We start from the raw sequence: 21,987 nt of genomic DNA, 5'->3' as shown, positions 1-21,987 counted from the left end.
CGCCGTCACTGCCCCTGCGGTGCGACGTCGCCGCGATCGCGGCGCGCGGCGATCTTCGACGACAGGCCGTGCAGCTGCACGAAGCCCTTGGCCGACGACTGGTCGAAGGTGTCGCCCGCGTCGTAGGTGGCGAGGTTGAAGTCGTAGAGCGACTCCGGGCTGCGCCGGCCGTTGATCACCACGGTGCCCGCGTGCAGCACCAACCGGATGTCGCCGGTGACGTGTTCCTGTGTCTGGGCGACGAAGGCGTCGAGTGCGCTCTTGAGAGGCGAGTACCAGAGACCGTCGTAGACCAGCTCGGCCCACTTCTGGTCGGTGCGACGCTTGTAGCGTCCGAGCTCGCGTTCGAGGGTGACGTGTTCGAGTTCCTCGTGGGCGCGGATGAGGACCATCGCGCCGGGCGCCTCGTAGACCTCGCGGCTCTTGATGCCCACCAGCCGATCCTCGACGACGTCGAGACGGCCCACTCCCTGCTTGCCTGCGCGGGTGTTGAGTTCCTGGATCGCCTCGAGCACCGACACCGGTCGACCGTCGATGGCGATCGGGCGGCCCTTGTCGAAGCTGATGACGAGCTCGTCGGGTGCGGAGAAGTTGACCGTCGGGTCGTCGGTGTAGTCGTAGACGTCCTTGGTGGGCGCGTTCCAGAGGTCCTCGAGGAAACCGGTCTCGACGGCCCGCCCCCACACGTTCTGGTCGATGGAGAAGGGCGACTTCTTCGTGACGTTGATCGGGATCGCGTTCTCCTCGGCGAACGCGATCGCCTTCTCGCGGGTCCACGCGTAGTCGCGCACGGGTGCGAGCACCTCGAGTTCGGGTGCGAGAGTGTTGAACCCGACCTCGAAGCGGACCTGATCGTTGCCCTTGCCGGTGCAACCGTGGGCGACGACGGTGCCGCCGTGCGAGCGCGCGTTCTCGACGAGGTGCTTGACGATCAGCGGACGGCTGATGGCCGAGAGCAACGGATAGCGGTCCATGTAGAGCGCGTTGTTCTGCACCGTGGGCAGGCAGTACTCCTCGGCGAACTCGTCACGGGCGTCGACGACGACGGCCTCGACGGCGCCGCAGTCGATGGCGCGCTGCCGGATGGCCTCCATGTCCTCGCCGCCCTGGCCGAGATCGATCGCGACCGCGACCACCTCCTTGCCGGTCTCGCGACCGATCCAGCTGATGGCGACTGAGGTGTCCAGTCCTCCGGAGTAGGCGAGAATGACGCGTTCAGTCATGAGTTCTGGAGCTCCCTGGTTGTCGTGTGTCGGTCGGTTCCGGCGGGGCCGGGGTCGGATGTGGTCATGCGAGGCCCTCGATCATGCGGGCGAGGTCGGCGCCGCTGTGGCCGTCGCGGGCGACCACGAAGATGGTGTCATCACCGGCGACGGTGCCCACCACCTGAGCCAGGCTGGCACGGTCGATCGCGCTGGCGAGATAATGCGCGGCACCCGGCGGTGTGCGCAGGACGGCCATGTTGCCGCTGTGGTCGGTCGACACCAGCAGGTCGGCCAGCAGCCGCGACAGCCGGTCGGTGCCACCGGACACGCCGCGGACGGGCGACCCGTCCTCGGGCACCACATAGACGCCCGCGCCGCCGTCGGCGGCACGCAACTTCACCGCACCGAGTTCGTCGAGATCGCGGGACAGCGTCGCCTGGGTCGCGTCGATCCCGGCCTGCGCGAGCAGCGTCTGCAGCTCGACCTGGCTGCGCACCGGTGTGGCGGAGAGGATGTGGACGATCTCGGCCAGACGTCCCGCGCGGGTCGGCGACGGCCGCCCCCACGGCGCGGCGCTCACGAGTGCTCCAAGAGCCAGATCAACAACGCCTTCTGGGCGTGCAGACGGTTCTCGGCCTCGGCGAAGACGACGCTGCGGGGTCCGTCGATGACCTCGCCGGTGATCTCCTCCCCGCGGTGCGCGGGAAGGCAGTGCATCACCATGACGTCGTCGGCGGCCTCGGCGAGCAGTGCGTCGTTCACCTGGTAGGGCCGGAACGGCGCGACGCGATCGAGGCCGTCGCCCTCGTCGCCCATCGACGTCCACGTGTCGGTGACGACGATGTCGGCACCGGCGACCGCGGCGAGCGGGTCGGTGAGGACCTTTGCCACGGCGCCGGTCTCCGCGGCGCGTGCCCGCACGGCCTCGATGACGAACGGTGCCGGGGTGAAACCCTCGGGGGCGGCGACGGTGACGTTCATGCCCGCGGTAACGCCGCCGAGCAGCAGCGAGTGCGCCATGTTGTTCGCACCGTCGCCGAGGTAGGTCATCGACAGACCCGCCGCGGTCCCCTTGTGTTCGATGATGGTCTGCAGGTCGGCGAGCACCTGGCACGGGTGGAACTCGGTCGACAGGGCGTTGACGACCGGGACCGTAGCGGTAGAGGCCATGGCCTCGAGACGCTCCTGGCCGTAGGTCCGCCACACGATGGCGCGGACGAAGCGCGAGAGCACCCGGCCGGTGTCCTCCAGGGTCTCGTCGCGGCCCATCTGGCTCGACTTGCCGTCGACGATCACCGCGTGGCCGCCGAGCTGGGCGATGCCGACCTCGAAGGAGAACCGGGTGCGGGTGGAGTTCTTGTCGAAGATGACCCCGACGCCGTGGGGTCCCTCGAGGGGCCGGTGCGCGAACGGGTCACGCTTGACCTCGGCGGCGAGGGCGAGCACCTCGGCCTGCTCGGCCGGGGTGAGGTCGTCGTCGCGCAGGAAATGTCGGACCATCAGGACGCTCCGGAATTCGTGAGGGCCGCCGCGTCACGGGCGGCGTCGAGGATGTCGGGCAGCGCGGAGACGAATCCGTTCGCCTGGTCCTCGGTGAGGATCAGCGGCGGCGCCAGTCGCAGCACGTCGCCGGCCGGCGCGTTGATGAGGAAACCGGCCGAGCGCGCGGCTTTCTCCACCTGTGCGGCAACGGGTTCGGTGAGCACGACACCGAGGAGGAGTCCGGCTCCCCGCACGTGGGAGATCATCGGGTGGTCGAGATCCTCGATGCCGGTGGCGAGGGTCTTGCCGACCGCGGCCACGTGGTCGAGGAGTTCTGCGGAGTCGATCTCGCCGATCACCGCCAGCGCCGCCGCGGCACACACCGGGTTGCCACCGAACGTCGTGCCGTGTTGGCCGGGCGAGAGCAGGTCGGCCGCGACACCGGTCGCGAGGCACGCACCGATGGGCAGGCCGCCGCCCAGCCCCTTCGCCAGGGTGACGACGTCGGGAACGATGCCGACCGTCTGGTGGGCGTAGAACGCGCCGGTGCGTCCGATACCGGTCTGCACCTCGTCGAGGACGAGCAGCGCCCCCCGATCGGTGGTGATGCGACGCGCCGCGGCGAGGTAGTCGGCGGGTGGGACCACCACGCCTGCCTCACCCTGGATCGGCTCGAGGAACACCGCGGCGGTGTGCTCGTCGACGGCGGCGTCGAGTGCGTCGATGTCGCCGTAGGGGACGTGGGACACGCCGGCGGGCATCGGTTCGAACGGTGCCCGCTTGGCCGGCTGTCCGGTGAGGGCGAGGGCACCCATCGTGCGTCCGTGGAACCCGTTCTCGGCGGCCACGATGTTCGGCCGTCCCGTGCGGCGGGCGATCTTGAATGCCGCTTCGTTCGCCTCGGCGCCGGAGTTGCAGAAGAAGGCACGGCCCGGGGTCCCCAACCGGGAGAGCAGCGTCTCGGCGAGCGCGACGACCGGTTCGCTGACGTAGAGGTTGGAGACGTGCCCGAGGGTGCTCAGCTGCCGTGTGACGGCGTCGATCACGGCCGGGTGGGCGTGTCCGAGCGCGTTCACGGCGATACCGCCGAGCAGGTCGAGGTACTCGGTGCCGTCGACATCGGTGACGACCGCGCCTCGTCCGCTGCGCAACGCCACCGCGGGGGTGCCGTAGTTGTCCATCAGCGCATGCGACCACCGCTGCTGCATCGGTGCGGTCATGAGTTCACCTCGGTGTCCTGTGATGTGTCCGGTCCCCCGGTCGGGACGACCATGGTCCCGATGCCCTCCCCGGTGAAGAGTTCGAGGAGCATCGAGTGCGCGACGCGGCCGTCGATCACGTGGGCACGGGGCACGCCGCCGGCGACCGCACGCAGGCAGGCCTCCATCTTGGGGATCATCCCCGAGTCCAGATGCGGCAGAAGTGCTTCGAGGGAGTCGACGTCGATGCTCGAGGTGAGCGAGCCGCGGTCGGGCCAGTCGGTGTAGAGCCCCTCGACGTCGGTGAGCATCACCAACTTCTCGGCACCCAGGGCCTGCGCCAGTGCGGCGGCCGCGGTGTCGGCGTTGATGTTGTGGACCACGCCGTCGGCGTCGGGGGCGATGGTCGACACCACCGGGATCCGACCGGCCGCGATGAGGTCGGTGACGGCACGGGGGTCGACGGTGGTCACGTCGCCGACAAGACCGATGTCGGTGGCCACGCCGTCGACCAGAGCGGTGCGTCGGGTGGCGGTGAACAGGTGGGCGTCCTCACCGGTGATGCCGACCGCGTAGGCGCCGTGGGCGTTGATCAGTCCGACGAGTTCGCGACCGACCTGACCGAACAGCACCATACGGACGACGTCCATCACCTCGGGTGTCGTGATGCGATAACCGCCACGGAACTCGCCGGCGAGACCGAGCCGGGTCAGCATCGCCGAGATCTGCGGTCCGCCGCCGTGGACGACGACGGGGTGGATCCCGCAGGTGCGCAGGAACACCATGTCCTGGGCGAAGGCGGCTTTGAGCTCGTCGTCGACCATCGCGTTGCCGCCGTACTTGACCACGATGATCTTGCCCGCGAAGCGCTGCAGCCACGGCAGGGCCTCGGTGAGGACGTGCGCCTTGGCCAGCGGGCTGAGGTCTCCGGCCACCGATCCGATGGTGGTCACGACGAGTACGCCGAGTTCTCTTCGACGTAGCCGTGCGAGAGGTCGGTGGTCCGGATGGTGGCCCGACCCGGTCCGACCGCGAGGTCCACGGTCACCACGATGTCGGCGCCGGACAGGTCCACCTCGCGCGCGCCGGCGACACCGCATCCGTTGCGCGACACGACATGACCGTTGAAGTCGATGGTGATGGTCTCGGGGTCGAGCTCGACCGGCGCCATCCCCACCGCGGCCAGGACGCGCCCCCAGTTCGGGTCGGAGCCGAACAGCGCAGTCTTGACCAGGCTGTCGCGCGCGACCGTCCGGGCGACGGCGACCGCGTCGTCGTCGCTGTGGGCACCGGTGACCGTGACCAGGATGCGTTTGGTGGCGCCCTCGGCGTCGGCCATCAGTTGCTCGGCGAGGTCGTCGCACGCGGCGAACACCGCGGCGGCGAACTCGTCGGCGTCGGGTTCGATGTCGCTCGCACCCGAACTGAGCATCAGCACGGTGTCGTTCGTGGAGCACGAACCGTCGACGTCGAGCCGGTCGAAGGTCCGGGCGGTCGCCGATCGCAGTGCAGAGTCGAGCACTGCCGCATCGACTTTCGCGTCGGTCGTGACGACGACGAGCATGGTCGCCAGCGACGGGGCGAGCATGCCTGCACCCTTTGCCATCCCGCCGACGTTCCAGCCGTCGGCGTGGTGGACGGCCACCTGCTTGGGCACGGTGTCGGTGGTCATGATCGCGTGGGCGGCGTCGGTGCCACCGGAGAGTCCGCCGGCCATGTCCCGCACGATCGTGGTGACGCCCGGTAGCAGCTTGTCCATCGGGAGGCGGTCGCCGATCAGACCGGTGGAGCAGACCGCGACCTCGATGGCGCCGGTCTCGGTACCCCAGTTGCTCAGGGCCGCGGCGACGGCCTCGGCGGTGGCGTGGGTGTCGCCGAACCCGTCGGGACCCGTGCAGGCGTTGGCGCCACCGGAGTTGAGCACCACGGCGCGCAGTCGCCCGGTGGTCAGCACCTGCTGCGACCACTGCACGGGCGCTGCCTTGACCTTGTTGCGGGTGAAGACACCGGCAGCGGCGTAGTCGGGGCCCTCGTTGAACACGAGTGCGAGATCGGGTCGGCCCGAGGCCTTGATGCCGGCCGCCAGGCCCGCAGCGCGGAAGCCCAGCGGTGCGGTCACGCCCTGGCCGCGGACCACGGTGCCGTTCGGACCCGGGCCGGCCGGTGTGTCGATCCCGTTCCGTGCGGGAATCCTGTCGCTCACGGTGCCACCCCCACTGTCGAGAGTCCCTCTGTTTCCTCGAAGCCCATGGCCAGGTTCATCGACTGCACCGCCGCTCCCCCGGTTCCCTTGGTCAGGTTGTCGATCGCGCCGACGACGACCAACGTCTGTGCGCGTTCGTCGACCGACACCGACAACGCCGCGGAGTTGGACCCGATCACCGCACCGGTGGTGGGCAGCCGGTCGTCGGGCAAGAGGTGCACGAACGGCTCGTCGCCGTAGGCCTTCTCGTAGACCGCCCGGATCTCGTCCGCGGTGGCCGACGTGCGCGCAGTGCAGGTCGCGAGGATGCCCCGCGCCATCGGGACGAGGACCGGGGTGAACGACACCGACACCGGCTCACCCGCGGCGGCCGAGAGTGCCTGCGCTATCTCGGGATTGTGCCGGTGGGCGCCGGCGACACCGTAGGCACGTGCCGATCCGATGACCTCCGACGCGAGGAGATCGATGCGGGTGGAGCGGCCGGCACCCGAGGTACCGCTCACCGCGACGATGGTGACGGCCGACTCGATGACGCGGGCGGTCACGGCGGGCAGCATCGACAGGATCGACACCGTCGGGTAGCACCCGGGCACCGCGATGCGCGTGGCCCCCGACAGCACGTCACGGTTCCCGGGGATCTCGGGAAGGCCGTAGGGCCACGTCCCGGCGTGGGGCGTCCCGTAGAACCGGGTCCACTCCTGCGCGTCGGACAGCCGGAAGTCGGCGCCACAGTCGATGACGAGCGTGGCCGGGGGCAGGGCATCGGCGATGGGACCCGACGTCCCGTGCGGCAGCGCGAGGAACACGACGTCGTGGCCGGCGAGCACCTCCGCGGACGTCTCCTCGAGCACGCGGTCCGCGAGCGGGAACAGGTGAGGCTGGTGCGCACCGAGAGACGTTCCCGCGTTCCCTCCCGCGGTCAGCGCCCCGATGGTGACCTCACCCGAGACCACACGGGGATGCCCGAGCAGCAGGCGCAGGATCTCGCCCCCGGCGTATCCACTCGCACCCGCCACGGCAATCGACATCGACATGTGATTCATTATGCAGAACGTTGCAAGTTAATTCATACCCGGGGTCGAGCCGGTGCCGTCGGGCCCGGCCGTTCTCAGCGCAGTCGGGCGCCGACCACCTCTCCCGCATGCGCGACCGCGGCGTCACGAGCCCCCGAGGCGTCGTCCTCGGTGAGGGTCCGGTCGGCGGCGCGGAAACGCAGGGCGAAGGTCAACGATTTCGCCCCCTCCCCGACCTGCGAGCCCGTGAACACGTCGTAGAGACGGATGTCCTCGAGCAGATCGCCCGCGCCGGCCACGAGTGCCCGTTCCACGTCGGCGGCCGCGACACCGGCGTCGACCACGACGGCGACGTCCTGCAACACCGCCGGGAACAGCGAGAGCTGTGGCGCGGGGAGGGCTGACGAGCGCGGCAACAGATCCAATTCGAGCTCGACGGCGCAGGTACGCGGCGGCAGTCCCGCGCGGTCGATGACGGCGGGATGCAGTTCACCGGCCCATCCCACGTCGATCGATCCACCCGCACCGTCGTCGGCGACCACCCGGGCGCACCGCCCGGGATGCCACGGGACGTGCTCGGCGGCGACCATGCCGAGCTCGACACCCGCTGCCCGACCGATCACGCGCGCGGCGTCGAACGCATCCGACGCCTCGACCGGACGCCCCGGACCCCACGGTCCCGCCGGCTCGCGCGCGCCGGTCAGGACGACCGCGGCGCGCAGCGGCTGACGCGGCAACGACCCCATCAGATCGGCGATCTCCTCCGACGTCGGCCGACGGGTCACGTCGACGGTGGCGACGGGGTGGACGTTCTCGTCGGCGATCATCACCTGCCCGATCGTGTACAGGGCGATGTCGCGCTGCCCGCGCGTGAGGTTGCGGACGGCCATCTCGACCAGTCCGGGCAGCAGAGTCGTGTTCAGCTCGCTGCGCGCGGACTCCAGCGGGTTGAGCACGCGCACCGTCGCGCGCCGGGAGTCGTCGGCCGGGATGCCCCACAGATCGAGGACATCGGCGGGCATGAACGGGAAGGGCAGCACCTCGACGAACCCCGACATGGCCAGCGCGCGACCGACACTGCGTCGGCGGACCTGTTCCGGGGTCAGTCCGGTCCCCGCCGGCGCACTCGGCGGGATCGCGGGGATGTTCTCCAGCCCCTCGAGCCGGAGGACCTCTTCGACGAGGTCCGCCGACTGCCGCAGATCCGAGCGCCACGACGGCGGCACGACCTCGAGTGTGCCGTCGGCACTCTCGCTCACAACGCACCCGACCTGCACGAGACGCCGCACCGTGGTCCCCGGTGCGTAGGTGATCCCCGCGACGCGATCGGGGAGATCCGGAGCCATGACGACAGTGGTCGCCGGCGTCCCGGTCGCGACATCGGTGTAGCCGGGATCGGCCGTCCCCCCCGCGATCTCGACGATGAGGTCGGTCGCGCGGGCCAGTGCGAGCGCGGTGATCCGCGGGTCCACCGTGCGCTCGAACCGCTTACCCGCCTCGCTGGAGAGCCGGTGGCGCCGGCCGGTCCGGAACGCCGACACCGGGTCGAAGTTCGCCGCCTCCAGGATGACATCGACCGTCGCCGAGGAGATCTCGCTCTCGGCGCCGCCCATCACACCGGCCAGCGCGATCGGTCCGCGGTCGTCGGCGATGACGACGTCGTCCGGGTCGAGAGCGCGCTCAACCCCGTCGAGAGTCGTCAGCTTCTCCCCCGCGCTCGCCCGTCGGACCACGATCGTGCCGGACACCCGGGCGCGGTCGAACGCGTGCAGTGGTTGCCCGAGTTCGAGCATCACGTAGTTCGTCACGTCGACCGCGGCCGAGATGGGTCGCACGCCGGCGACCAGCAGCCGTTTCTGGATCCACCACGGCGACACCGCAGCCGGATCGACGCCGCGGATGACCTGCGCGCAGTAGCGGGTCGCACCCGATGCGGGATCGATCCGGACCGGCCACGCGTCGTCCGACCCGGCGCGGGCGGCGCCGTCTGCGTCGACACCGGCGGGGTCGACGTAGGGCAGCTCGAAGCTCGCGGCGAGCTCGCGGGCCAACCCGCGCACCGAGAAGGCGTACCCGCGGTCGGGCGTCACGTTCACGTCGATCGCGGTGTCGTCGAGACCCAGCGCGCTCAGCGCGTCGGCACCGGGTTCCGCGGTCCCCGGCGCGAGCACGAGGATGCCGGAGTGGTCGGTCCCGATCCCCAGTTCCGACACCGAACAGATCATGCCGTCGGAGGTGTGCCCGTAGGTCTTACGGGCGGCGATGGCGAAGTCGCCCGGCAGGACACTGCCGGGAAGCGCGGCGACGATGAGATCGCCCTCGGCGAAGTTACGGGCACCGCAGACGATCCCGCGCGGGGTGTCCTCCCCGACGTCGACCTGACAGAACCGGATCGGCTTCTTGAACTCGGTGAGCTCGGTGATCTGATCAACCCGTCCCACCACCAGCGGACCGGTGATGGTCGGGAACGGCTCGACGTCCTCGATCTCGAAGCCGACGCGGACGAAACCCGCATCGATCTCGGCGGTCGACGCCGCGAACTCGGGGGCGCCGCGCCGAAGGGACTCGGTCAACCAGGACTGGGGAACGCGCACGGTGGCTCAACTACTTTCGAGATCGGAGACTGGAGCGGAGCGAGGTCAGATGGCCGGGCCGAAGGGGACCGTGAAACGGACGTCGCCCTCGACCATGTCGCGCATGTCGGGAAGATCGTTGCGGAACTGCAGGGTGCGTTCGAGACCCATGCCGAACGCGTAGCCGGAGTAGACCTCGGGGTCGATCCCGGCCGCGCGCAACACATTCGGGTTCACCATCCCGCAACCACCCCATTCGACCCATCCGGGCCCGCCCTTCTTGGCCGGGAACCACACGTCGACCTCCGCCGACGGTTCGGTGAAGGGGAAGAAGTTGGGGCGCATCCTGGTCGTGGTGTCGGGTCCGAAGATCGCCTTCGCGAGGATCTCCAGCGTGCCGCGCAGATTGGCCATGGTGAGGCCTCGGTCGACGGCGAGACCCTCCACCTGGTGGAACACCGGGGTGTGGGTCGAGTCGAGCTCGTCGGTGCGGAACGTCCGCCCCGGACAGGCGACGTAGATCGGCAGCTCACGCGTCAGCATCGACCGCACCTGGACCGGTGAGGTGTGCGTGCGCAGCACCTGTCGGGAGCCTTCGGGGGCGATGTAGAAGGTGTCCTGCATCGAACGCGCCGGGTGGTCGGGCAGGAAGTTCAGGGCGTCGAAGTTGAACTGCTCGGTCTCCACCTCGGGGCCCTCGGCGATCTCCCACCCCATCGCCACGAAGACGTCGGCGACCTGCTCGGCGATGACCGTGATCGGGTGTCGCGCCCCGACCGGTCGCCGAGCGCTCGGCAGGGTCACGTCGATGGCTTCCTCGGCGAGCACGGCGGCGTCGCGTTCGGCGGTGAGCACGACGACCCGCTCGTCGTACGCCTGCTGCGCCCGGGCGCGGACCACGTTGACACGCTTGCCCGCGTCGGCGCGCTCGGTCTTCGGCAGCTCACCGAGGGCGCGGCGCGCGAGGGCGATCGCGGACCGGTCACCGAGGTGGTCGGTCTTCGCCTGGGCGAGCTGGGTCAGATCGCCGGCGGCCGCGAACGCGGCGACGGCCGCATCGGCTGCCGCGTCCAACGCGTCCATGGTGGCTCCTGACGTCTCGCTGCTCACGACGAACCCAGCTCCTCTTGTGGTCAGTGGTGTCGAACGGATCGCACACCCGTGTCGCCGTCGAGCGTATCGGATCGGTCCAGCGGATAAGCGCGGCGGTGACCGACCAAAGTCGCAGGTCACGCCCACGGTGCAACGATCAGCGGTGGGTGGCGCGTGCGCTCGCGTAGAGGCAGACGGCGGCTGCGGCAGCGATGTTCAGACTCTCGGCCCGGCCGTGGATCGGTATCGACACCCGGTGGTCGGCGGCGGCAAGGAGATCGGCCGGCAGTCCGTGCGCCTCGTTGCCGAACAGCCAGGCCGCCCGGGTGGACACCACGGCGTCGGCGGCGTCGAGGGAGAGCTCCCCGTCCGCTGCGGTGGCCAGCACCGCGAAACCCGCATCACGGAGCGCGCTCACGACCGCATGCGGGTCCTGAGCCCGCGCGACGGGTAGGTGGAACACACTGCCCGCGCTCGCCCGCACGGCCTTGCCGTTGTGCGGGTCGACGGTGGCCGAACCCACGAGGACCACGCCGGCGCATCCCATGGCGTCGGCCGTGCGGATCAGGGTGCCCGCGTTGCCGGGGTCGGCGATGTCGACGCCGACCGCGATCGTGGACTTCTCGCCGGCGGCGTCGATGATCTGCCGGGGTGATGTGTCGAGCAGATCGCAGATCGCGAACAGTCCGGGACTGGTCGAGGTCTCGGCCAACTTGTCGGCCGCGCGCGCCGTGACCACGAGGGTCTCGATTCCCGCGGTGCGCGCCGCGTCGAGGATGTCGGCGTGCCGCAACTCCTCGTCGGCGCGGACCAGAACGGTGCGGGCGACGCCGGTGTCGAGCGCCGCACGAACCGAGTTGGCCCCCTCGACGAGGAACTCACCCCGGTCTCGGCGCTCACCGGAGCGGTGCAGTTTGGCAAACGAAACGACCCGCGTGGATCGCTCGGTGAGAGCGGGGTCCACAGCGGGTCGTCCGTGTGCGGATCGAGCGTCGATCAGGCTGCCGGGGCGTTGACGTCGTCGGGCAGCGCCTTCTTGGCGATGGCCACCAGACCGGCGAACGCCTCGGGGTCGCTGACGGCGATCTCGGCGAGGATCTTGCGATCCACCTCGAGCTCGGCGATCTTCAGGCCCTGGATGAAGCGGTTGTAGGTGATGTCGTTCGCGCGGGCCGCGGCGTTGATCCGCGAGATCCACAGCTTGCGGAACTCACCCTTGCGCGCACGGCGGTCGCGGTAGGCGTAGGTGAGGGAGTGCAGCTGCTGCTCTTTGGCCTTGCGGTAGAGCCGCGAACGCTGGCCGCGGTAACCCTTGGATGCCTCCAGGGTTGTCCGACGCTTCTTCTGGGCGTTGACCGCCCTTTTCACGCGTGCCACGTGGATTACCTCTTACTGTGTCGAGACCGCGCTCGGCGATCGGTGAAACGGATGTGTGAGCGCGTCGCTCAGATGTTCAGGAGCCGCTTGATGCGGGGCGCGTCGCTGTCGGCGACCACGGCGGTGCCGTCCAGGCGACGGGTGCGCTTGGTGGGCTTGTGCTCCATCAGGTGGCGACGGTTCGCCCGCTGACGCGTGATCTTGCCGCTGCCGGTCACCTTGAATCGCTTCGCGGTTCCCTTGTGCGTCTTTGCCTTCGGCATGTTCTTCCTCGTCTGTGTAGATGTGTGCGCCGGTCGTCGGCGCACCCGGCGGCGTTACGCGCCGGATGCGTCGGTGTCCGACGGTCCGCTCTCGCGGACCTGGGTCACCTTGGCGCGGGTCTTGGCTCCCTTGTGCGGGGCCAGGACCATGGTCATGTTGCGGCCGTCCTGCTTGGCCGACGTCTCCACGAAACCGAAGTCGCTGACATCGGCGCCGAGACGCTGCAGCAGGCGGTAGCCGAGTTCGGGTCGCGACTGCTCGCGCCCTCGGAACATGATGGTCACCTTGACCTTCGAGCCGGCCTCGAGGAAGCGGACCACATGGCCCTTCTTCGTCTCGTAGTCGTGGTCGTCGATCTTCGGCCGGAGCTTCTGCTCCTTGATGACCGTCATCTGCTGGTTACGGCGCGACTCACGCTGCTTCTGCGCGGCCTCGTACTTGAACTTGCCGTAATCCATGATCTTGCACACCGGTGGGCGGGCGTTGGGCGCCACCTCCACCAGGTCGAGATCGGCCTCGAGGGCCAGTCGCAAGGCGTCTTCAACACGCACGATGCCCACCTGCTCCGAATTGGGCCCGACGAGTCGGACCTCCGGTACGCGGATGCGCTCGTTGATGCGGGTCTCTGTGCTGATGGGGCCTCCTCGGTGAAAACAATGGGTGCCGCGGCGCAGGGCCGCGGGTCGTGCGCCGGATGCAGGCGGAACACCCCTGACTCAACGAAAAGGCCCCGCCGATGACGACATCGGTGGGGCCCGCAGTTGACCGGTCCACACCTGCGGATGAACGTTGCCGTTCACGCACGTGCCACCTCCAACAGGAGGTATCCGATTTCTGTTCCCGATGGATGCACAGGGAGCGGTGTTCGGATGACCGGACCGGGCAACGGTCCGTGGAGACGGACGTCGATCGGTGGGAGCGGGACTCCACTTGCAAACCCCAGCTCACGCCGGGGTGGTCTGACATGGAAGTCTAACAGCCATGCCGGAAAACTCACATTCCGCCGACCTCGGGGCCGACGGGTCCACCGAGCCCGGTGACCTGCCCGTGCGCGACCTGGCCGACGTCCCCGCGGTGGAGGTCATCACCAAGTCGATCGTGATGCTGATGAGTGCGGCGGCCGAGAAGCTCGGACTGGCCGACGACCCGTCGGCACAGGCGTCGGTCGATCTCGACGAGGCCCGCAAACTGATCAGCGCGCTCGCCGGCCTGGTGACCGCCTCGGTGTCCGACCTCGGTCTGCATGCCGCGCCGATCCGCGACGGACTCAAGAGCCTGCAGCTCGCGTTCCGCGAGGCCAGCAGCATCCCCGACGAACCCGGCGCCGGACCCGGCGAGAAGCTGACCGGACCCGTTCGCGGCTGAACCACCCGCCTCAGGTCAGCCGACCGACGCGCGGGTCCGCGATCCGTTCGCGGCCTTCTTCTTCGTCGGGCTGGGCTTCGTGGCGGTAGCCGTCGCCTTCTTCGCGGGCGTCTTCTTCCGGGCCGGCGCCCGGGTGCCGGTCGGTGCGGCCTGGGCCTCGACGATCTCGCGCAGGAATCCACCGGTGTGGCTCTCGGGCACCGCGGCGATCTCCTCCGGGGTGCCCTCGGCCACCACGACACCGCCACCCGATCCGCCCTCGGGGCCCATGTCGATGACCCAGTCGGCCGTCTTGATCACGTCGAGGTTGTGCTCGATGACGATCACCGAGTTGCCCTTGTCGACCAGACCGTTGATCACGGCGAGGAGCTTGCGGATGTCCTCGAAGTGCAGGCCGGTGGTCGGCTCGTCGAGGACGTAGACCGTGCGTCCGGTCGACCGCTTCTGCAGTTCCGCCGAGAGCTTGACGCGCTGCGCCTCGCCACCGGACAGGGTCGGGGCGGGCTGTCCGAGCCGGACGTAGCCCAGCCCGACCTCGACGAGTGTCTTGAGGAACCGGTGGATGGAGGTGACGGGCTCGAAGAACTCGGCCGCCTCCTCGATCGGCATGTCGAGGACCTCGGAGATCGTCTTGCCCTTGTAGTGCACCTCGAGGGTCTCGCGGTTGTAGCGCGCGCCGTGGCAGACCTCGCAGGGCACGTACACGTCGGGCAGGAAGTTCATCTCGATCTTGATCGTGCCCTCGCCGGTGCACGCCTCACACCGACCGCCCTTGACGTTGAAGCTGAACCGACCCGGCTGGTATCCGCGGACCTTGGCCTCGGTGGTCGCGGCGAACAGCGTGCGGATCTTGTCGAAGACGCCGGTGTAGGTGGCGGGGTTCGATCGCGGGGTGCGGCCGATCGGCGACTGGTCGACCTGCACGAGCTTGTCGAGTTGGTCGAGCCCGGTGATGCGGGTGTGGCGACCGGGCACCTGGCGCGCACCGTTCAGCTTGTTGGCCATGGTGGTGGCGAGGATGTCGTTGACCAACGTCGACTTGCCGGAGCCGGACACACCGGTGACGGCGGTGAGCACACCGAGCGGGAAACTGACGTCGATGCCGCGCAGGTTGTGCTCGCGTGCGCCGACCACGGTCAGCTGACGCTTGCGGTCGACGGGCCGCCGGATCTCCGGGATGTCGATGTGCTCGCGGCCCGACAGATATGCGCCGGTGAGGGATTCGCGGTTGGCGAGCAGACCCTCGTAGCTGCCGCTGTGGACCACGTTGCCGCCGTGCTCGCCGGCGCGCGGACCGATGTCGACGATCCAGTCGGCCATCCGGATGGTGTCCTCGTCGTGCTCGACCACGATGAGGGTGTTGCCGAGGTCGCGCAGGCGGGTGAGGGTCTCGATGAGCCTGCGGTTGTCGCGCTGGTGCAGGCCGATCGACGGCTCGTCGAGGACGTAGAGCACGCCGGCGAGACCGGAGCCGATCTGCGTCGCGAGTCGGATGCGTTGTGCCTCACCTCCGGAGAGCGATCCGGCCGCACGCGAGAGCGACAGGTACTCGAGCCCGACGTCGAGGAGGAAGGTGATGCGCGCCTGCACCTCCTTCAGCACCCGGCCGGCGATGGCCTGTTCGCGGGCACCGAGGGTGAGGTCGGAAAGGTAGTCGGCGCAGTCGCCGACCGACAGGGCGCAGACGTCGGCGATCGACTTCTCGCCGAATCGCGGATGGTCGAGGGTGACGGCCAGGATCTCCGGGCGCAGGCGGGCGCCGGAGCAGACCGGACATGGGATGTCGCGCATGTAGCCCTCATACCGGTCCTTCATCTGCTCGGACTCGGTCTGCTCCATCCTGCGGTGCAGGAACTTCATCACGCCTTCGAACTCGGTGTAGTACGAGCGGGTGCGGCCGTAGCGGTTGCGGAACTTGACGTGGACCTGATGGTCGCTGCCGTTGAGGATCGCGCGACGGGCCTTGAGGGGCAGTCGATTCCACGGGGTGTGGATGTCGAAGCCCATCTCGTCGGCGAGTCCCGACAGCAGCCGCAGGAAGTAGTCGGCGTTGTGACCGGTCGACCACGGTGCGATCGCGCCGTCGGCGAGGGTGGTCTCCGGGTCGGGCACGACGAGTTCCTCGTCGACCTCCTTGCGGATGCCGAGCCCGTCGCAGTCCGGGCATGCGCCGTAGGGGGAGTTGAACGAGAACGACCGCGGCTCGAGGTCATCGATGGCGATGGGGTGCCCGTTGGGGCAGGCCATCCGTTCGGAGAAGCGGCGTTCACGGTCGGGGTCGTCCTCGTCGAGATCGACGAAGTCCAGCACGATCACGCCGTCGGCGAGACGCAACGCGGTCTCGACGGAGTCGGTGAGACGTTGCTTCGCAGACGACTTCACCGCCAGACGGTCGACGACCACCTCGATGTCGTGCTTCTCCTGCTTCTTGAGGGTGGGCGGACTGGTGAGCGGATGGACGACACCGTCGATGCGGGCGCGGGAGAAGCCCTGTGTCTGCAGCGAGGCGAACAGGTCGACGAACTCACCCTTGCGGGTGCGCACCACGGGGGCGAGCACCTGGAACCGGATGCCCTCCTCCATCGCGAGGACCTGGTCGACGATCTGCTGCGGCGTCTGCTTGGCGATCGCCGCACCACACTCGGGGCAGTGCGCCTTGCCTGCCCGCGCGTAGAGCAGTCGGAGGTAGTCGTAGACCTCGGTGATGGTGCCGACCGTCGACCGCGGGTTGCGGTTGGTCGACTTCTGGTCGATCGAGACCGCGGGCGAGAGGCCCTCGATGAAGTCGACGTCGGGCTTGTCCATCTGTCCCAGGAACTGCCGGGCGTAGGCCGACAGCGACTCGACGTAGCGGCGTTGACCCTCGGCGAAGATCGTGTCGAAGGCCAGACTCGACTTACCCGACCCAGACAGGCCGGTGAAGACGATCAGGCTCTCCCGCGGCAGGTCGACGTCGATTCCTCGCAGGTTGTGTTCCCGGGCTCCTCGGACGATCAGACGATCTGCCACAGCTGTCCTCTACTCTGCGTCGGATCCGACGCTCCTCGCGTGCACATTGGTCGCCCGGTCGGTCGACACCATCGGTCGACTCCGTCGGTTCGGGCCGATCCCGGCCAGACCGAGCACTCCTCCATCGTAGGGGCGGCCACCGACACGACCGACCCGGGAGACTCCCCCGCGGCGACTCCGTGGCCCGCGTCACCGGTTGTAGCGTGAATCCATGACCGCTCCCGAGATGACCGTGTCCGACGACTACACCGGCGATCTGTCCGAGACCTCAGGTGCCCAGCGCCGCACCGCACCGACCGCGACGATCACGAAGCTGTCGGTCGGTCCGATGGACAACAACGCCTACGTCGTCACCTGTCGCGAGACCGGCGACCGACTCCTGATCGACGCCGCCAACGACCCCGATCGCATCCTCGCGTTGCTCGAGACGCTGCCCGGGACCCTCACCGCGATCCTCACGACCCATCAGCACTTCGACCACTGGCAGGGCCTCGCGCAGGTGCGCGAGTCGACCGGCGCGCCCACGCTCGCCGGGCGCATCGACGCCCCCGAGATCCCGGTCGACACCGACCGACCGGTCGACGACGGCGACGTTATCGAGGTCGGAAAGCTGCGCCTGACGGCCGTCCATCTCGTCGGCCACACCCCGGGGTCGATCGCCCTGGCCCTCGACGCCGGCGACCGCACACACCTGTTCACCGGAGACAGCCTGTTCCCCGGAGGTGTGGGAAAGACCTGGCAGGAAGGCGATTTCGAGATCCTGCTCGGCCAGGTGACCACCAAACTGTTCGACCGTTACGACGACGAGACCTCCGTCTACCCCGGTCACGGTCTGGACACGACCTTGGGCGCAGAACGACCCCACCTGGGCGAATGGCGTGAACGCGGGTGGTGACCACGCCCAGGCGCCCCCCGCCGGTCGTCGCCGCCCGGTAACCTCGACACGGCCCTGTGCCGCAGGTGACATGGATCCGTCACCTCTCAGAGCCCGCGTCCCGAGGAGGCCATCAGTGTTGATCCGCCGAATTGCCCGACCGATGCTCGCCAGCGTGTTCGTCGCCTCCGGCGTCACCGCGCTCCGGCATCCCGAACAGTTCGCCGAAACCGCGCGACCGTTCGTCAAGAAGTCCCAGCAGAACCTTCCCGACGACATCACCGACCCGCTGCCGTCGGACACCGAGACCCTGGTGCGCATCAACGCGGCGATCCAGGTCGGCGGCGGCGTCATGCTGGCCACCGGCAAGTTCCCGCGTATCGCGGCACTCGGCCTGGCCGGCTCGCTGGTCCCGACCACGTTGGCCGGCCACGACTTCTGGAACGAGTCGGACCCCGAGGCCCGCAACGCCGCCCTCGTCGACTTCCTCAAGAACGTCTCGCTCCTCGGAGGTCTCCTGATCACGGCGGTCGACACCGAGGGCAAGCCCTCGTTGGCCTGGCGCGGCAAGAAGGCCGCCGAGCACGCCGCCGACGCGGTGACCTCGTCGTTGCCGTTCACCGGCGACTCCGGCGGCGACACCCTCGAGCACCTCCGCTCGGTCGCCGCCGATCGTGCCTCGCACGTCGCCGAGATCGCCAAGGACCGTGGCCCCGTGGTGCTCGACGCCGCACGCGAACGGGCGACGCCACTGGCCGAGGCCGCGGTGGACCGCGGTTCGAAGCTGGCCGAGATCGCCAAGGAGAAGGCCACCCCCCTGGCCGAGGCCGCCGCCGAGCGTGGCAGCGAGCTCGGCGAGAAGGCGGCCAAGGTCGCGCGCAAGCGGGCCGAGAAGGCAGCGAAGGTCGCCCGCAAGGAAGGCGACAAGGCGGCGAAGAAGGCGCGCAAGCGTGGTTCGAAGCTGGCCGACGCCGCGCTCGACCGCGGTTCGGACCTCGCCGACACCGCCCGCCAGCGCGCGCTCGATCTCGCCGACCAGGCACGCGACCGCGGTTCCGATCTCGCCGATCAGGCCCGTGACCGGGGCGCCGAGCTGGCCGACCAGGCCCGCGACCGTCGCGCCGAGCTGGCCGAGCAGGCACGCGCCCGCAGCACCGAGCTGGCCGAGCAGGCGCGTGCGCGCAGCGCCGACCTCGCCGACCAGGCCCGCGATCGTGCGCCGGCGTTCGCCGACGCCGCCCGCAACGCCGCGTCCGACCTGGCGTCGACGGCCAACGACGAGGGCGCCAAGCTCTCGCGTCGTGCGCGCAAGCGTGCCGAGAAGGCGGCGAAGAACCTTCGCTGAGAACACCGTTCGATCGACGACGGGGTGTGCCGGTGACCGACCATGCCGACACACCCCGTCGTCGTGATCGGGCCGTCGCACGAAGTACCCGCCTCGGCCGCACCACGAAAGGCACCCGACACATCCATGACCCGGATCCGGGAGGACGCGACGAGTCCCGCCGTCGCCGCTGACGCGGCCACCGGCGCAGAGGACTCCCCCGTCGCGTCCGAGCAATCACACCTCGACGTCGTCTATGCGCGCCTCGATCGCATGCGGCAGTCGACCGGCCGCCGTCTGCGCACAGCTCTCGTCGAGTCCGACGGCACCCCGCAGTCGCAGTCCGAGCGCGAGTCCTACGAGCGCATGTACTCCGAGGATCTGACCAAATTCGATGCTGCCGAACACAATCTGTACTTCGGCCGTCTCGATCTCGAGGACGGCGAGACGCGACGCATCGGTCGTATCGGCATCCTCGACGACGACGCGCAGGACACCACCCTGTTGCTCGACTGGCGGGCACCGCTATCGCGGCCGTTCTACCTGGCCACACCCGCCGCACCCGACTCGGTCGCCCTCCGACGGCATGTCCGCACACGCAACCGACGCGTCGTGACCGTCAACGACGAACGTCTCGACTCCGGCGATCTCGATGCGACAAGCCGCGGCGACGTGGTGAACGAGGCCGCCCTGATCGGTGCCCTCAACGCCGCACGGACCGGCGAGATGACCGACATCGTCGAGACGATCCAACGCGAGCAGGACATCATCATCCGGTCGTCGCACCGCGGCGTCACCGTCGTCCAGGGCGGGCCGGGCACCGGCAAGACCGCGGTCGCATTGCACCGCGCCGCCTACCTGCTCTACACCCATCGCGAGATCCTCGGCCGCAGTGGCGTTCTCATCATCGGTCCGAACGACGACTTCCTCCGCTACATCGGTCAGGTCCTGCCCTCGCTCGGTGAGACCGGAGTGCTCCTGTCGACGGTGGGAGACCTCTACCCCGGGGTGAGCGCGGAACGCCCGGACGACCGCCGTGCGGCCGCGGTCAAGGGCGACCTCGCGATGGTCGAGGTCTTGCGCACCGCCGTGCGCGAGGCGCAGATCCTGCCGACCGAGCCGGTCACGGTCCGGTTCGACGGCTATCCACTCGTCATCGATCGCGGCCTCGTCAAACGTGCGCGCGGACGAGCGCGGTCGAGCCGGCGACCCCACAACCAGGCCCGCCCGATCTTCCTGCGTTCGGCCCTCGACGCACTCGCCGAACAACACGCCACGCGTATCGGGTCGAGCACCCTCGACGGTTCCCAGCTCATGAGTGCCGGCGATGTCGCCGACATCCGCGACGAGATGGAACAGGACCCGACCATCCTGCGCGCGCTGGCGCAGTTCTGGCCCCAGCTGACACCCGACCGTCTGCTGCGCGACGTGTTGGGCGACCCCGACCGGATCCGCGTGGCGACTCCCGGATGGGGAGCCGACGAGCGTGACGCGCTGTGGCGAGATCCCCGATCGGGCAACGGATTCACCGTCGGCGACGTACCCCTGCTCGACGAACTCGCCGAGATCATCGGGTACGACACAGGCGACGACGCGCGCGAACAGCAGGCGCAGTGGCGTCGCCAACTCACCGAGGCGCAGGACGCTCTCGACATCCTCACCGGTTCGGCCCCACAGGATCTCGAGGACGAACTCGATCCCGAGATCCTGATGGCCTACGACCTCATCGACGCCGAGCAGCTCGCGTCACGTCAGACCCGTCGCCAGACACTGACCACCGCCGAGCGGGCACACGCCGACCGCACCTGGGCGTTCGGCCACGTGATCGTCGACGAGGCGCAGGAGATCTCGGCGATGGGATGGCGGATGATCATGCGCCGCATACCCAACCGGTGGATGACGATCATCGGCGACACCGCCCAGACCGGTGACCCCGCGGGGACGAGCGACTGGGGATCAGTGCTCGAGCCCTACGTCGCAGCACGGTGGCGTCAGCACGACCTCACCGTCAACTACCGCACACCCGCCGAGATCATGGCCGTCGCGTCCGGAGTTCTCGCCGCGATCGACCCGGCGCGTACTCCCCCGACCTCGATCCGTCGGTCGGGCGTCGCGCCGTCGGTGCAGCGCGTCTCCGCCGATGCGATCGTCGACGCCGCGGTCGCCGCGGACGTCGCCGGGCGCGACGCCGACGCCGCAGGTGTGAGTGCGATCATCGCACCGGACGCACTCGTCGACGTGATCACCGCGGCGGCAGGCGCCGAGGTCAGGGTACTGGCGGTGACGGCCTGCAAGGGCCTGGAATTCGATCGCACGGTGGTCGTCGAACCGGCCGCGATCATCGCGCAGTCGCCCCGCGGCCTCAACGACCTCTACGTGGCACTCACGCGCGCGACGCAACGGCTGACGCTGGTCCACAGCGACAACCTGCCCGACTGCCTGTCGCTCGACTGAGCGGTCGGCCGCCGGGCGGTCTCGCCGAACGGCTCAGACGGTGTGAACGATGAGCACGTCGCACGCCGACTTGCGCGCGACGTCCGCGGGCACCGAACCGAGCAGTCGGCCCGCGATCGAGTTGAGGCCCTTGTTGCCCACCACGAGCAGGTCGGCCTTGGTGTCGCCCACGAGCTGCAGCAGGGCGTCGACCGGGGCACCCTTCACCGGACGGGTGGAGATGTTCGCGGTGGCCGCACCGGCCTTCACCGCACGCTCTCGTGCGGTACGCAGGATCTCCTCGGTCGGCGAGCTGCCGTGCACCTGGTAGGCCTCGTCCTTGAGGACGTCGGACATCGTGTTGACGTCCTTGCTCTCATGCGGGAAGAAGGCGCATGCGATAACGAGCTTGGCCCGATCTCCAGCGATGCCGCCCGCACGCTCGACCGCCTTCATCGACGACTCCGACCCGTCCGTTCCGACGACAACTGTCTGGTACGCGCTCATCCATTCCTCCGTCTGTTTCACATCGGTGACTGTGCACCGAGGCGGCTCACGCCGACGCGTCTGGCGC

General features: G+C 69.3%; 19 protein-coding genes. 4 read left to right on the top strand and 15 right to left on the bottom strand.

What is annotated here, in order from left to right:
- Window positions 1-5: 5 nt before the first annotated feature.
- The 13 genes from ACQ7HM_RS17425 to infC form a co-directional block, all read right to left on the bottom strand.
- Window positions 6-1,223 (bottom strand): argininosuccinate synthase, encoded by a 1,218-nt coding sequence (locus tag ACQ7HM_RS17425; RefSeq protein ID WP_045822997.1) that lies wholly within the window; start codon window positions 1,221-1,223, stop codon window positions 6-8.
- Between the two features lie 64 nt (window positions 1,224-1,287).
- Window positions 1,288-1,785, bottom strand: coding sequence for an arginine repressor (locus ACQ7HM_RS17420; RefSeq protein ID WP_434217468.1), 498 nt, complete (start codon window positions 1,783-1,785; stop codon window positions 1,288-1,290).
- A complete protein-coding gene (gene argF / locus ACQ7HM_RS17415; RefSeq protein WP_434217467.1) occupies window positions 1,782-2,705 on the bottom strand; it encodes an ornithine carbamoyltransferase in 924 nt (307 codons plus the stop codon). The genes ACQ7HM_RS17420 and argF overlap by 4 nt, the downstream gene beginning before the upstream one ends.
- Window positions 2,705-3,907, bottom strand: a complete 1,203-nt coding sequence (locus ACQ7HM_RS17410; RefSeq protein WP_434217466.1) for an acetylornithine transaminase — start codon at window positions 3,905-3,907, stop codon at window positions 2,705-2,707. The genes argF and ACQ7HM_RS17410 overlap by 1 nt, the downstream gene beginning before the upstream one ends.
- Window positions 3,904-4,830, bottom strand: a complete 927-nt coding sequence (gene argB, locus ACQ7HM_RS17405; RefSeq protein WP_434217519.1) for an acetylglutamate kinase — start codon at window positions 4,828-4,830, stop codon at window positions 3,904-3,906. Before argB ends, ACQ7HM_RS17410 begins: the two co-directional genes overlap by 4 nt.
- 5 nt (window positions 4,831-4,835) lie before the next feature.
- Window positions 4,836-6,059 carry a bifunctional glutamate N-acetyltransferase/amino-acid acetyltransferase ArgJ gene (gene argJ / locus ACQ7HM_RS17400; RefSeq protein WP_434217518.1) on the bottom strand — a complete coding sequence of 408 codons (1,224 nt, stop codon included), beginning with the start codon at window positions 6,057-6,059 and terminating at the stop codon, window positions 4,836-4,838.
- A 26-nt stretch (window positions 6,060-6,085) separates the two neighbouring features.
- Window positions 6,086-7,123, bottom strand: coding sequence for an N-acetyl-gamma-glutamyl-phosphate reductase (gene argC / locus ACQ7HM_RS17395; RefSeq protein ID WP_434217465.1), 1,038 nt, complete (start codon window positions 7,121-7,123; stop codon window positions 6,086-6,088).
- 74 nt (window positions 7,124-7,197) lie between these two features.
- On the bottom strand, window positions 7,198-9,696 hold the full coding sequence (gene pheT, locus ACQ7HM_RS17390; protein ID WP_434217464.1) for a phenylalanine--tRNA ligase subunit beta: 2,499 nt from the start codon (window positions 9,694-9,696) through the stop codon (window positions 7,198-7,200).
- A 45-nt stretch (window positions 9,697-9,741) separates the two neighbouring features.
- Window positions 9,742-10,758 (bottom strand): phenylalanine--tRNA ligase subunit alpha, encoded by a 1,017-nt coding sequence (gene pheS, locus ACQ7HM_RS17385; protein ID WP_434217463.1) that lies wholly within the window; start codon window positions 10,756-10,758, stop codon window positions 9,742-9,744.
- 166 nt (window positions 10,759-10,924) lie between these two features.
- On the bottom strand, window positions 10,925-11,731 hold the full coding sequence (locus ACQ7HM_RS17380; protein ID WP_434217462.1) for a TrmH family RNA methyltransferase: 807 nt from the start codon (window positions 11,729-11,731) through the stop codon (window positions 10,925-10,927).
- Between the two features lie 32 nt (window positions 11,732-11,763).
- Entirely contained in the window at window positions 11,764-12,144 is a 381-nt protein-coding gene (gene rplT, locus ACQ7HM_RS17375) for a 50S ribosomal protein L20 (RefSeq protein WP_045823004.1), read from the bottom strand.
- 68 nt (window positions 12,145-12,212) lie between these two features.
- Window positions 12,213-12,407 (bottom strand): 50S ribosomal protein L35, encoded by a 195-nt coding sequence (rpmI, locus tag ACQ7HM_RS17370; protein ID WP_045823005.1) that lies wholly within the window; start codon window positions 12,405-12,407, stop codon window positions 12,213-12,215.
- A 54-nt stretch (window positions 12,408-12,461) separates the two neighbouring features.
- Window positions 12,462-13,082: a translation initiation factor IF-3 gene (gene infC / locus ACQ7HM_RS17365; protein ID WP_434217517.1), complete on the bottom strand. Its 621-nt coding sequence runs from the start codon at window positions 13,080-13,082 to the stop codon at window positions 12,462-12,464.
- A 307-nt stretch (window positions 13,083-13,389) separates the two neighbouring features.
- On the opposite strand from infC, the gene ACQ7HM_RS17360 reads away from it, so the two are divergent.
- Window positions 13,390-13,773, top strand: coding sequence for a DUF1844 domain-containing protein (locus tag ACQ7HM_RS17360; RefSeq protein ID WP_434217461.1), 384 nt, complete (start codon window positions 13,390-13,392; stop codon window positions 13,771-13,773).
- 15 nt (window positions 13,774-13,788) lie between these two features.
- Here ACQ7HM_RS17360 and uvrA read toward each other — a convergent pair whose 3' ends face one another.
- Complete coding sequence (gene uvrA / locus ACQ7HM_RS17355; protein WP_434217460.1) at window positions 13,789-16,782, bottom strand: excinuclease ABC subunit UvrA; 2,994 nt, start codon at window positions 16,780-16,782, stop codon at window positions 13,789-13,791.
- Window positions 16,783-16,993: 211 nt separating this feature from the next.
- Here uvrA and ACQ7HM_RS17350 point away from each other — a divergent pair, with 211 nt between their 5' ends.
- The 3 genes from ACQ7HM_RS17350 to ACQ7HM_RS17340 all read left to right on the top strand — a co-directional run bounded on the left by ACQ7HM_RS17350 (window position 16,994) and on the right by ACQ7HM_RS17340 (window position 21,434).
- Window positions 16,994-17,677, top strand: a complete 684-nt coding sequence (locus ACQ7HM_RS17350; RefSeq protein ID WP_434217459.1) for an MBL fold metallo-hydrolase — start codon at window positions 16,994-16,996, stop codon at window positions 17,675-17,677.
- A 115-nt stretch (window positions 17,678-17,792) separates the two neighbouring features.
- On the top strand, window positions 17,793-19,001 hold the full coding sequence (locus ACQ7HM_RS17345; protein ID WP_434217458.1) for a DoxX family membrane protein: 1,209 nt from the start codon (window positions 17,793-17,795) through the stop codon (window positions 18,999-19,001).
- Between the two features lie 126 nt (window positions 19,002-19,127).
- Entirely contained in the window at window positions 19,128-21,434 is a 2,307-nt protein-coding gene (locus tag ACQ7HM_RS17340) for a HelD family protein (protein ID WP_434217457.1), read from the top strand.
- 33 nt (window positions 21,435-21,467) lie between these two features.
- Here the strand turns inward: ACQ7HM_RS17340 and ACQ7HM_RS17335 are convergent, their stop codons facing one another.
- The gene (locus ACQ7HM_RS17335) at window positions 21,468-21,920 is read right to left on the bottom strand and encodes a universal stress protein (RefSeq protein WP_434217456.1); all 453 of its coding nucleotides are present in this window, start codon (window positions 21,918-21,920) and stop codon (window positions 21,468-21,470) included.
- Between the last annotated feature and the right edge of the window lie 67 nt (window positions 21,921-21,987).

The sequence above is a fragment of the Williamsia sp. MIQD14 genome, assembly GCF_051025635.1.
Lineage (GTDB): Bacteria > Actinomycetota > Actinomycetes > Mycobacteriales > Mycobacteriaceae > Williamsia_A.
Note: the sequence above shows the minus strand (reverse complement) of the source record. Positions and strands in the feature narration are given on the sequence as shown.